Annotated in this window: 12 protein-coding genes; 11 read left to right on the forward strand and 1 reads right to left on the reverse strand. The window is 62.2% G+C overall.

Annotated elements, in window-relative coordinates; all coding sequences use genetic code 11:
• Nucleotides 1–5: 5 nt before the first annotated feature.
• From CCOS191_RS16510 to CCOS191_RS16555, 10 genes are all read left to right on the forward strand, one after another.
• Complete coding sequence (locus tag CCOS191_RS16510) at nt 6–407, forward strand: TIGR03750 family conjugal transfer protein (RefSeq protein ID WP_046856147.1); 402 nt, start codon at nt 6–8, stop codon at nt 405–407.
• Nucleotides 404–1,042, forward strand: a complete 639-nt coding sequence (locus tag CCOS191_RS16515; protein WP_046856148.1) for a PFL_4703 family integrating conjugative element protein — start codon at nt 404–406, stop codon at nt 1,040–1,042. Before CCOS191_RS16510 ends, CCOS191_RS16515 begins: the two co-directional genes overlap by 4 nt.
• Nucleotides 1,042–1,845 carry a TIGR03749 family integrating conjugative element protein gene (locus CCOS191_RS16520; RefSeq protein ID WP_046856149.1) on the forward strand — a complete coding sequence of 268 codons (804 nt, stop codon included), beginning with the start codon at nt 1,042–1,044 and terminating at the stop codon, nt 1,843–1,845. The genes CCOS191_RS16515 and CCOS191_RS16520 overlap by 1 nt, the downstream gene beginning before the upstream one ends.
• Nucleotides 1,835–3,343, forward strand: coding sequence for a TIGR03752 family integrating conjugative element protein (locus CCOS191_RS16525; RefSeq protein WP_046856150.1), 1,509 nt, complete (start codon nt 1,835–1,837; stop codon nt 3,341–3,343). The genes CCOS191_RS16520 and CCOS191_RS16525 overlap by 11 nt, the downstream gene beginning before the upstream one ends.
• A complete protein-coding gene (locus tag CCOS191_RS16530) occupies nt 3,306–3,725 on the forward strand; it encodes a TIGR03751 family conjugal transfer lipoprotein (protein WP_046856151.1) in 420 nt (139 codons plus the stop codon). The genes CCOS191_RS16525 and CCOS191_RS16530 overlap by 38 nt, the downstream gene beginning before the upstream one ends.
• Nucleotides 3,725–6,466 carry a conjugative transfer ATPase gene (locus tag CCOS191_RS16535; protein ID WP_046856152.1) on the forward strand — a complete coding sequence of 914 codons (2,742 nt, stop codon included), beginning with the start codon at nt 3,725–3,727 and terminating at the stop codon, nt 6,464–6,466. Before CCOS191_RS16530 ends, CCOS191_RS16535 begins: the two co-directional genes overlap by 1 nt.
• A gap of 219 nt (nt 6,467–6,685) precedes the next feature.
• A complete protein-coding gene (locus CCOS191_RS16540) occupies nt 6,686–7,657 on the forward strand; it encodes a TIGR03756 family integrating conjugative element protein (RefSeq protein WP_046856153.1) in 972 nt (323 codons plus the stop codon).
• Nucleotides 7,657–9,012 carry an integrating conjugative element protein gene (locus CCOS191_RS16545; RefSeq protein WP_046856154.1) on the forward strand — a complete coding sequence of 452 codons (1,356 nt, stop codon included), beginning with the start codon at nt 7,657–7,659 and terminating at the stop codon, nt 9,010–9,012. Before CCOS191_RS16540 ends, CCOS191_RS16545 begins: the two co-directional genes overlap by 1 nt.
• Nucleotides 9,009–9,314, forward strand: a complete 306-nt coding sequence (locus tag CCOS191_RS16550; protein ID WP_046856155.1) for a hypothetical protein — start codon at nt 9,009–9,011, stop codon at nt 9,312–9,314. The genes CCOS191_RS16545 and CCOS191_RS16550 overlap by 4 nt, the downstream gene beginning before the upstream one ends.
• Nucleotides 9,315–9,323: 9 nt before the next feature.
• Nucleotides 9,324–10,862 (forward strand): conjugal transfer protein TraG N-terminal domain-containing protein, encoded by a 1,539-nt coding sequence (locus CCOS191_RS16555; RefSeq protein WP_046856156.1) that lies wholly within the window; start codon nt 9,324–9,326, stop codon nt 10,860–10,862.
• Nucleotides 10,863–10,866: 4 nt separating this feature from the next.
• Here CCOS191_RS16555 and CCOS191_RS27515 read toward each other — a convergent pair whose 3' ends face one another.
• Nucleotides 10,867–11,226 (reverse strand): hypothetical protein, encoded by a 360-nt coding sequence (locus CCOS191_RS27515; RefSeq protein WP_070095638.1) that lies wholly within the window; start codon nt 11,224–11,226, stop codon nt 10,867–10,869.
• A 457-nt stretch (nt 11,227–11,683) separates the two neighbouring features.
• On the opposite strand from CCOS191_RS27515, the gene CCOS191_RS16560 reads away from it, so the two are divergent.
• Nucleotides 11,684–12,049 (forward strand): DUF3085 domain-containing protein, encoded by a 366-nt coding sequence (locus tag CCOS191_RS16560; protein WP_046856157.1) that lies wholly within the window; start codon nt 11,684–11,686, stop codon nt 12,047–12,049.
• Nucleotides 12,050–12,199 lie beyond the last annotated feature (150 nt).

Raw genomic sequence — 12,199 nt, forward strand, 5'->3', positions numbered from 1 at the left:
TTGCCATGTCCGACGCCCCAGCTTACCTGCCTGACGGCACGCTGACCTTTCTGCCAGAACGCCTGAACCATGATCCGGCGGTCCTGCGTGGCCTCACCAACGACGAGATGTGGGTCGCCTTGATCGTCGGTGCAGTGGTGGGCCTGATTCTGGGCGGGCCGCTGGCGGTGGCCACCGCCTCCATCGCCACTCTGCCCACATGCATGTTTCTGTACATGACGCTGGTGCTGCTCGGCGGCGGCAAGCTGCTACGCCGGGCCAAACGCGCCCGCCCGGAAACTTGGCTGTATCGACGCCTGCAGTGGCAGCTGGCGGTGCACTGGGGCATCGGCACTCAATACCTGATCCTGCACTCCGGCCCGTGGACTGTTCGGCGCACGAACCGGCTTAAGAGGACCGCCCCATGAGCCGTTTCCGCAACAAGGTGGATGCGCAGCAGGCGCATATCCACAGCCTGCGCCTGGCCGTGGCAACCTTGGCGCTGCTGTGCAGTGGGCTCTGGTACGGCTGGCAGTCCGCCCCCTTCGAACTGACCATTCACGTACCGCCGGATCTGCGCTCTGGCAGCACGCGCAAATGGTGGGATGTGCCGCCCGAAAATATCTATGCCTTTGCCCTATACATCTTCGGCCAACTGAACCGTTGGCCCACCGACGGCGAGGTCGACTACCATCGCGCGATCTACGCCCTGCAGCCCTACCTGACACCCGCATGCAAGACGTTTTTCGATGGCGACTTCGAGTACCGCAAGGCAGCCGGAGAACTACGTGGCCGCGTGCGCGGCGTGTACGAGGTGCTGGGCCGCGGCTATAGCGATGATCCCGACCTGCGGGTGAAACAACTGGATAAGCACAGCTGGCTGGTCAAGCTCGACCTCAATGCCGACGAGTACTACGCCGCCGAACCGGTGAAGCGCGTGGTCGTTCGCTATCCGCTGCGTGTGGTGCGCTTCGACGTTGACCCTGAGCACAACAAATGGGGCCTGGCCCTGGACTGCTACGAAGGCACACCGCAGAAGCTGACACTACCCGGAGGTGCATGATGATGCGTGTTTTGATCCTGATGCTGGTCTCGATTACCGGCTGGTGTTCCACTGTGGGTGCCGTCGAGGTCAAGTACTGGGACCGCCTGCCGCTGGCAGTGCCGCTGACGGTGGGCCAGGAACGTATCCTGATGTTGGATGAGGATGTCCGCGTCGGGCTACCCAGTGCGATCGCCAAAAAGCTACGCGTGCAGTCGGTCGGTGGGACGGTGTACCTGCGAGCGTCGGAAGCCATCCCCCCTACTCGACTCCAACTGCAATCGGTGAAGTCGGGGGACATCATCCTAGTCGACATCGAAGCACTCGATGGCAGCGAGTCGCTTGAGCCGGTCAAGATCGTTGCCCAAGCTCAGGTCCCGGACGTGGAAAGCGCGACGGATGCTGCACCTGTAGCGACGCCGGTACCGGTGGTGCTGACTCGCTATGCAGCGCAGAACCTCTATGCGCCACTGCGCACCGTGGCGCCCTTGCCTGGTGTGCGCCGAATCCCGCTAGGCGAATCCTCAGGATTCAGCACACTGCTGCCGACCGAGCACGTGACCATCAAGGGGCTGGCAGCCTGGCGGCTGGGGGACTATTGGGTGACGGCGGTGAAGATCGTCAACCGTGGGCCGGGCAAGGTCACGCTGGACCCGCGTCACCTGCAGGCCACGCTGTATGCCGCCACCTTCCAGCACGAGTACCTGGGACACGCCGGCACACCTGAAGACACCACCGTGGCGTACCTTGTCACCCGCGGCGGCGACCTGAAGCACGCGCTGCTACCACCTCCTGCACCGGAGGCCGCCGATCATGAAAGCTAACGGTTTGCTGAAATGGCTGGTACCTGCGGTCCTGCTGGGCATTGTGCTGATCATCGGCAAATCCTGGGTAGCGGCGCCGGACGCTCAACCTGCCCATGACCCCGAAAACACCGCCCTCAGTCCGGAGCAGGCCAAGGCCCTCGGCATTGCTGGCGACACGCCGCACGACACCGTGGCCACGCTGATTGGCCAGGTCAAGGCGATGCGCAGCGAGATGCTGTCGCTGAAGAAAGGCAACGAGACCCTGCAGACCGAGAATAACCGGCTGCGCACGCGCGAAGGCAACATCGACAGCCGTATCCAGAGCACGCTGAGCAGTGTCACCCAGCAGGTCACCGAGCAGCGCCAGCAGGCCAACGATGCCCGGCAGAAGGCCGAGCAGCAGCACCGCGAGACCCAGGGCTTGCTGTCCCGGCTCAAGGACCAGCTCACCAGCAAGCCGGCCGCGAAGTCCGACCTACCCGTGGGCTTCGGTCTCGAACCGGGTGACGAGCAACAATTCTCCGGAGCACAACCGCCGGCGGATGCGCTGCAGTGGATCGAGCCATCCAATGCGCGTGCCGGACAGGAGGGAGTCAGCAAAGCGGAGGGGCCGTTGTCGGCGCTGACGTCGAAGTTCAAGGATCTACATGGCCTGGACAACAACGCCATCGACCGCGGCCAGGACCATCTGCGCAGCGTGGCCAAGGGCGAGCGCGACCTGGAAGGCACTCAGGATCGGACCGAGGGCGCCAAGCCGGTCTACACCCTCCCGGAAAACTCGACCCTGATGGGCTCGATCGCCATGACCGCCCTGATAGGCCGAGTGCCGGTGGACGGCACAGTGAATGATCCCTACCCGTTCAAGGTGCTGGTGGGACCGGACAACCTCACCGCCAACGGCATCGACCTACCGGACGTAGTCGGCGCGGTCATGAGCGGTACCGCGGCCGGCGATTGGACCTTGTCCTGCGTGCGCGGCCAGGTCGAGTCGATCACCTTTGTCTTCAGCGACGGCACCGTCCGCACGGTGCCACAGCCACAGAAGGTGGTCAGTCGCAACCGCAGCAGCGCCCAGACCTCGGACTCCGAAAAAATCCGCGGCGGACTGGGCTACATCTCCGATCCTTATGGCATCCCCTGCATCGCCGGCGAGCGTCGCTCCAACGCCCAGCAGTACCTGGGCAGCCAGAGCCTGATCACTGCGGCCGGCGCCGGCTTCGCGGCCGCGCTGGGTAGCGAGCAAACCAACACTTCGTTCATCAACTCGGCCAGCGGCAGCCTGGGGCTCTCGCAAAACAGTGGCAACAGCGCGCTGAACTCGGTCATCAGCGGTGGCATCGGCGATATTCGCGACTGGATCAACAAGCTCTATGGCGAAGCCTTCGCCGCCATCTACGTCCCACCGGGGGCCAAGGTGGCCTTGCACCTGGATCACGAAATCAGCATCGACTACGAACCCAAAGGCCGGAGAGTGAATCATGAACGCCCATCCGTTTCGGTACTGGACCTGGATTAGCCTGCTGCTGTGCCTGCACCTGGCAGGCTGCACCACCAGCAAGGACGAAATGCTGCCCCATGGCGATCACACCATGCTGGATATCTGGAACAGCGGCGGCGCGGTCGGCACGCAACAGCAATTGCAGGAGGCTCGCGGCGAACTGCGCCGGCCGGTGCTCGATCCCGAACGCCTGATCAAGGACCAAAGCGTCTACACCCGTACGGCCGCCAACGAGATCCGCGCCCAGTTCCCGCGCCTGCCTAACCCTGATCTGGTGATGTACGTCTACCCGCACCTGGCCGGTACCCAACAGGCACCCGTGCCTGGCTACTCGACCGTATTTCCGCTTTACGAGAAGGTCCAGTACGCGCTGCCCGGCGAACGCCTGGATGATCTGTGATGGACGATGATGCAGATCGCACCCCGCCGCGCTGGCAGCCCTGGCGCGCGGCACAGCGTCGGCGCGCCACGTGTGCGGATGAGGCCGCCCAGTATGCACACAACCCCAGCTTCACCGACCACTTGCCCTGGGTCGAATACCTCGAGGAAGAGCAGTGCTTTCTGCTCGACGACAACCGCTCAGTGGGCGCGGTGTTCGAGTTGCAGCCGATCGGCACCGAGGGCCGTGAGCCCGAATGGCTGATGGCGGCACGCGATGCGCTGGAAGATGCACTGCAGGACAGCTTCGACGAGCTCGACCAGGCACCCTGGGTGGTGCAGTTCTTCTGTCAGGACGACAGTGATTTTTCCCCGTATCTGGAGCGCCTGGAACAGTACGTGGCACCACGGGCGACAGGCACACCGTTCACCGCCGCTTTCCTCGCCTCGATGCAACACCACCTCGATGCCATTGCCAAGCCAGGCGGCTTGTTCGACGACCATGTCGTGTCGCACCTGCCCTGGCGCGGCAGCAATCGACGGATTCGGCTAGTGGTCTATCGCTGGCTCGGTGACCAGGCCGACGACGAAGGGCAAAACCCCGCTCAGTTGCTGGGAAGGACCTGTGACCGTCTGGTGGCCTCGTTGCAGGCCTGCGGGGTCAATCCTCGTCGGCTGAACGGACGTGACTTCTACGCCTGGTTGCTGCCTTGGTTCAACCCAGCCCCCACCCTCACTGGCGACTCACCAGCGGCATTCTATCGACGCGCGCCCTACCCGGAGACCGATGACGGCGATGGGCTGTCGCTACCGTTCGACCACGACTTTGCCGAGCGACTGTTCTTCCACGAGCCACGCTCAGACAGCGAGCAGGGGCTGTGGTATTTCGATCAGCAGCCGCACGCGGTGATGGTGGTCGACAAACTGCGCCGGCCACCCCATATCGGCCAGTTGACCGGCGAGACCCGCAAGGGTGAGGCGCTAAACGCCCTGTTTGACCAGTTACCCGAGCAGGCCGTCATGAGCCTGACCTTGGTCATCACACCCCAGGATGTGCTCGAGGAGCAACTCAACCGCTTGGCGCGCAAAGCCATCGGCGAAAACCTGGCCTCAACCCAGACCCGCCAGGACGTGGAAGAGGCCCGCGCGCTGATTGGCCGCCAGCACAAGCTATACCGCGGCACCTTGGCACTGTACCTGCGTGGCGCCGATGAGCCGCAATTGCGCCAGCGCTCGATCCAGGCCGCCAACGTACTGCTCAGCGCCGGCCTGCAACCGGTGCGTGAGGGCGATGAAGTAGCCGCCTGCAACAGCTACCTGCGTTGGCTGCCGATGGTCTACAACCCCGCGCGGGATAAACGCAACTGGTACACCCGGCTGCTGTTCGCTCAGCATGTCGCCAACCTGCTGCCGCTGTGGGGGCGTAGCATCGGTACCGGCAACCCAGGGATCACCTTCTTCAACCGAGGTGGTGCGCCGCTATCGTTCGATCCCCTATCCCGCTTCGACCGCTCCATGAATGGCCACCTGCTGTTGTTCGGCCCCACTGGCGCCGGCAAGTCGGCCACCCTGGTTTCGATCCTGATGCAGGTCATGGCGGTGTACCGGCCGCGCCTGTTCATCATCGAAGCCGGCAACTCCTTCGGCCTGCAGGGCGACTACTTCGCCACCCTCGGCCTGACCGTCAACAAGGTTCAGCTCAAACCCGGCAGCGGCTTGAGCCTGGCCCCCTTCGCCGATGCTCGGCGGCTGATCGAGCGCCCCGATCAGGTCGCAAGCCTGTCAACCGAAGACCTGGATGAAGACGCTTCGGGCAGTGACGAGCAGCGTGATGTGCTGGGCGAGCTGGAGATCACCGCCCGCCTGATGATCACCGGGGGCGAAGCCAAGGAAGAGGCCCGCCTCACCCGGGCTGACCGCAGCCTGATCCGCGAATGCATCCTCGACGCGGCCAGGCATTGTGCAGCCAGCGATTTGCAAGTCATGACGCGCCATGTGCGGGATGCCCTCCGAGCGGTAGCCAGCGACGCCCACCTGCCCGACAAGCGCCGTGAGCGGGCCCAGGAAATGGCCGAGTCCATCGACCTGTTCTGCCAGGGCTTCGAGGGTGCGCTGTTCGACCGACCAGGCACCCCCTGGCCGGAAAGCGATGTCACGATCGTCGACCTCGCCACCTATGCCCGCGAGGGTTATGAAACGCAGATGTCGATCAGCTACATCAGCCTGATGAACACGGTGAACAACCTTGCCGAACGCGACCAATACCTCGGTCGTCCGATCATCATGGTCACTGACGAAGGCCACATCATCACCAAGAACCCGTTGCTGGCGCCCTTCGTGGTCAAGGGTACCAAGATGTGGCGCAAGCTCGGTGCCTGGTTCTGGCTCGCAACGCAGAACCTGGCCGACTTCCCCGACGCCGCGCAGACCATGCTCAACATGATCGAGTGGTGGATCTGCCTGAACATGCCGCCGGCGGAGATCGAAGAGATCGCGCGCTTCAAGAAGCTCACACCGGCACAGAAGACCCTGCTCCTATCGGCGAGCAAGGCCTCGGGCAAATACACCGAGGGCGTGGTCTTGTCGAAGCAGCTGGAGACGCTGTTTCGCGCGGTACCACCGAGCCTGTACCTCGCCCTGGCCATGACCGAGCCTGAGGAAAAGGCGCAGCGCTGGCGGCTGATGGAAGCGCATCAGCTGTCCGAGCTGGAGGCCGCGCTTCGGATTGCGGCGGAAATCGATCGCCTTCGCGACATGTCCTGAACCTCGGAACAGACAATGTTCTGGGCCTGCTGATCAATAATAATCGACAGGAGAACATTTGTACTCCAGCGGTTATTTTGGACAAACCCAGCATCACCTTGGCGACAGAAGAAACCGAACGTCCGAGTCTCGGTTTGTCCATCCCTCTCCTCTGCCTGATCCGCGATGCTGCATCTCGGCGCATGGATGCACACCGTTGCCCTTTGCCGAGCGCTGCCGATGAACCTGAATGTCCCATGCCGACCACCACAGCCGAGCAAACCTGGCCGAGGTCGCGCCTTCCTCGCGATCGCGTCGCTCATGGCTACCGAGCAGTGCCTTGCGCTGACCACCCCCGCCATCATTGCCTCCGTCACGTCACTCCAGTGCCTGGAGTACCGCGTCGTCGGGATCTGCTACTGGCTGCTGTGTACGCCTTTCGGCTGCACGGTGCGAACCTCGCCCAAGGTCCGGCATTTCATTCCCGAGCTGGTGGTGTCGAGCTATTCCGACACCGGCAGTAACCCCTGGAGCGAGATGTCAGCCTTGTCGGCGCCCACCCCCCTGTCGCAAGGCGGGGGCAACCTGATCACACCCTCACCGCAGCGCAACAACCTGCCCCGCTTCAAGAATGTCGACGGCATCGGGCACCCCGCCGGCGCTGCCCTGACGGCCCTGGCCCACAGTTTCGGGTATGCGTGTCCGAGCGGTGCGGTGCCGCTTGCACCCTACTACCTCAGCACGCTCGATCCGCTGGCCTGGCGTCACGCCATTCCCGAGTCCGTGTACCCGCAGGCACTGATCCCGGGTATGCGCGAGATCGGTAGCCAGGCCCTTGGCAACATGTGGGGCAACGTCTACCCACGGCAGGGTTTCCTGGTACAGCCCGACGACTTCAAGGCCGCCGCGGTGATGGCGCAGCGCGCTAGTGACTTCATCACCCGCGTTGGCCAGCCACACGTGTATCTGCCACTGCAGCCGATGCCAGCGCCTGGCTATTGGCCGCCGCAGCCGGTGATGGAGAACACGATCAACAATCACCGCTGGCAGTTGCTCGTACCGATGATGCAGACCACCTGCGCCATCTTCCCGACCCCGACGATCCAGAGTGCCGATGGCGCCTACGCCTGGTCGCTGTGGCGCCCGTACAGGTGCTGCCAACGCATGGGGCAGACCTTCCTGTTCAGCATCGACTTTGATGGAGGCCAGTGATGAACACCCTCTCGTTCGGGTTGGTATGTCTTTTCGTGTGCGTCGCTGGCCACGCCGCCGAGAGTGGCTACCACTTGGGCGACCAGGCACAGGTGTTGGACGACCGGGTGATGTACACCATCGGTGGCGGATCGGCGGCGGGCGCGCCCTCCTCGCTCTACCGCCCCAGCGGACTCGGTGTAGGCCTGTCCTGGCGCGCGAACATGATGTGCGGAAACATGAACCTCTCCAACACCTTGCAGAACCAGCTCAACGGGGCCACGCAGGGTTTCCAGCAGATCATGGGCAATGTGATTCAAAACGCCACCCAGGCGGTGATGTCGCTACCAGCGATGATCATTCAGCGCGCCAACCCCGGGCTGTATGAACTCCTGAGTAACGGTGTGCTGCAGGGGCGCATCGACTTTGACCGCTCCAAGCTCACCTGCCAGGCGATGGCGGCGAAGATGGCAGACAAGGTCGACCAGGCCGGCTGGGGAGCTCTGGCGCAGAACCAGGAAATGCAGCACAACCTGGAGCAATCCGACGGTGATGCCGTGACTGCGGTGAAGGACACCGAATCGAACAACGGCAACAACGGCATCAGCTGGATTGGCGGGCAGAAAGCCGGCGGCCATGGCCAGGCGCCGATCCGGGTGACCTCGGACGTGGTCAAGGCGGGTTACAACCTGCTGCACAACCGTTCGGTCGATGACACCTCGGCGGTCGGTTCAGGTTGTCAGAACGGCGCGATTTGCCAGGCTTGGTCGACCCCCGACGAGGCGGCTGAGTGGGCCACTCGTGTGCTCGGCGAATCCGAGGTGGAGACCTGCGATGACTGCGAAACACTGCGCGTCAGCGCGGGTGCCGGACTCACGCCACTGATCCAGGAAACCTACATCCAGCACCTCGAGGGCTTGCAGCGCATGCTGTCGGGCGCAGAGGAGCCCACGCCAGAGAACCTCGGCAAAGTCTCCAGCCCGTTGCTGCAGGTCTCACGCGGCGTCATCGAAGGCCTGCGGGATGACCCCGATCAGAACCTGCTGGCCCGACGTTTGGCCAGCGAGACCGCGCTGTCGAGCGTGATCTATAAGGCGATGCTGCTGCAGCGCACGTTGCTGGCCGGTAGCCGTGAGCCCAATGTGGCGTCGGCGCAGCCTGCCACCACCGCCCTCAACAGTAACGTTGAAACGCTAGAGCGCGAGATCCGCCTGCTGCAAACGGAGTTGCAAGTGCGCCAAGCGCTGGCCAGCAACACTGCCAGCCTGGTCCTCGATCGCCACGCCGGTGGCGCCGATGCCTCACGCAGTATCGACCAACGCGATCCACGCCCAGACCGCCTACAGCGAGCGGATCAGGGAAGGAGCACGCCATGATGCCGTTATCTGTGAGGAGCTCGGTCGTTCGGGGCCTGCTGATCCTCGGCGTCGGGATGGTCATGTTGCTGATTCCCTCGATGGCGCTGCAATTGAGCGGCCCCCAGCTGGAATGGATCAAGGAGGCACGGGGGAGTACGCCGTATCTCGCCTACTGGCGAGCCTTACTGTACACCCTGATTTTCGCCGGTTGGACCGCAGCACTCCGCTTGCGGCCAACCTCGAAAGACCAGCAACGGCTCTTGCGCCTGGGCCTGATCGGCTTCGCCGCGATCATCCTGGTCGAACTGTCGCGCGTGTGAGGTGCAGCCATGAACATGAGCACCAACGGCTACCTCGAATACTACCTGTCGCTGCTGGCCTGGATCATCAACAACGGTATTTGGAACACGCTGGCAGACACCGGACTGTTCGCCGCGCCGTTTGGGGCGATCATCCTGCAGGAATGGTTGTCAGCCCGCCAACAGGGCGCCGACGAGGGCAACAAGGGCTTGCTGTCGATCCCACGCGTCGAGAACAGGTTGTGGATTAGTTACGTCGTCATCCTGTTTGGCTGCATGCCGTTTTTCCCACTCAACCTGTCCTCCGTAACCTTCGACGATGCGGCGAGCCAGCGCTGTGGTGTATCGGTGGCCAAACCCGCTGACACGGCCTGGGGAACCACCTTCAACACCATTGGCGAGAAATCCGCCAACGTGCCGGTGTGGTGGTACCTGGTGCATGTCATGAGCAAGGGCATTACCGCCGCCGCCACAGCGTCGATTCCCTGCGCACCCGATATCCGCGCGATGCGCATGAAGATCGACAGCTCGCGGATCAACGACCAAGTGCTGCTGCAGGAGGTCGCGGACTTCACCCGCGACTGCTACGGCTTCTCGCGCTCGAGACTGTTTACCAACCGCCCTGAGCTAGACGAATCGCAGAGCTACGATGCGTCTTGGATTGGATCTTCTTACTTGCTTGATACGCCGGGTTACTACGACACGGATCGCTCGCGCACGCCCCGGGTTGATTGGCCGTATGACGAGACGCGGGACACCTCCCTGCCCCGGTTGGACAACGGTGCGGGCTACCCAACCTGCAAGCAGTGGTGGAGCGATGCCACGGTCGGCTTGCGCGACCGCCTGGTCGCCGTGGTGGATCCCAATCTACTCACACAGTTGCGCGGCTGGCTGACCGGGCGGAGCTCTGCCGAAATCGAAGACGCCACCCTGCGTGAACTGGTTAGCCCCCGCCAGCAGTCATTGAGCATGGCGCCTGGTCAGGTGTTCCAGGACTACGGCAGCAGCGCCCGAGGGGGCTCATTGACACAGGGGCTCAACAACCTGGCGACCAACACCGGCCTGGCCCTGGGCTCGTTCAGCAACTTCCCGGCAATGAATGCGCTACGCGCTGCTCTGCCAATGGTGCAGGCTTTCCTGATCATGGGCACGATCATCAGCCTGCCGCTGGTGCTGCTCATCAGCACGTATCAGCTCAAAGCGCTGATGACGATCACCTTCGCGCTGTTCACCCTGCATATGCTGACGTTTTGGTGGGAGCTGGCCCGCTGGATCGACTCGAGCATGCTCGACACGCTGTACCGCCAGGTCTCTGCCTCGGACCAGGCGCTTTTAACATTGCCAACGGCAGGGTTCATGGATGGGACGGTCACCGCGCAGGTGATCGAGTACGTGATGGGGGCGATGTTTTTGGTGCTCCCGATGTTCTTTCTGGGAACCATGAGCTGGGCGGGGTACAACGTTGGCAGCAACGTTCAGAGCCTTCTTACTCAAGGTGCAGAGAGTGCCAAACTCCAAGCTGGGAAGGGAACATCACAAGTTGTTGGAGGCGTACAAAAGCTCAAGTAATCAGTTAACGAAGTGATCCGTGTTCGTCGTACATTTCTGGATACTTGAAACGATGCTGAGGATGGCTAACCTCGAATACATCAGGCTCATCATCATTCGCTTCAATAGGCAGCGCGGCAAACGCCCATAGGGCTACCATTCCGACCGCCAGGAAGAATGCAACTGATGCGACAGCAAGCAAAAGAATCACCTTAACAATCTGCATACCGAGCCGGCGATACCCAAACGGAACGCTCGCCAACATCGGTGAATGCAGCACGCTGGCTTCTAGCTGATTCACCAATCGACCCGCGCGAGTTGCGGCACGAATCAAATACTTGCCGAAAGAAGTACGGCTGGGGTTTGAAGACGCTGGGGTCGCCACTTTCCTACCTCCATTTACTTCACCGCACGTGCGGTCAAACCGCTTTGAAAAATTTGGATCCAAGCCTTAGCTTACTCCTCCCCTGCGGATTTCCATGACCGTTGATCACTTGGTTTACGCTGCTGATCGCCAGTGGTACTGCATGGATTGATGCAGTGCACTCTTCTGAAAATCACCATTGACGTTGTGCCGACCCGCTTGATAAACCGGACAGGCAAGCGCTGGAAAACCAGCACCCCAGGTGGCCACAACCTTCAAGGCCACGTCACTCCCGTGATGGTTGTCCCAAGGGCGATTAGCGTTCGGTGGCTCGCCCGGTTACCGCTCCCGCGGTGATGAGCGCTCTTTCACATCTGCCTCACGGAGCCCTGCTCCGTTGAAGCTCCTTTTCCATTTCCGTGCTGGGAATTCTTCCCGCATGGGTGGCATTCCTCCGCACTGCCTGGAGGAACTCACCATGTTGCGCTTCACAGGAACTGAACTTCACGCCGTCTTGACCGAAGCGGCCGTCATCGGCTGCCGTGTCGTCTTGGTCAAAGACCACGGTGTCTACCTCATGTCCGAGTTCGGTGAAAGCAAACCCGACGGAGGTAGCCGCAAACACATCGCCTACGCCATGGGCTGCAACCCTGACGTCGACGACTTCGACGCTTGGTGGAATCGCGCACGCAGTGAATTCGGTGGCGACGATTTTGCCGAGTACTTCGACCTTGATGATCCGGTTCTGGAAAGCCTACGCGGCACCAACGGGTCGCTAGTAGTTGAAGCCACATCCACGCACTTGTACATCGCTGCCGAGATTGCCCGCTCCGGGAAATCCTGAATGCTCTCGCAACACCCGCGATGTCCCAGGGATGCACGAGCTAGTGCCTCTCTGGGATATCGCCCACTTCAATCTTTACGCCGACAGCAGCCGTTCATCTGGACCTTTCGAATGGAAAGCCTTTGCTGGAAACGGGTGGAAACTTGCACT

The sequence above is a fragment of the Pseudomonas sp. CCOS 191 genome (assembly GCF_001007005.1).
In the GTDB taxonomy this organism is placed as follows: Bacteria; Pseudomonadota; Gammaproteobacteria; order Pseudomonadales; family Pseudomonadaceae; genus Aquipseudomonas; species Aquipseudomonas soli.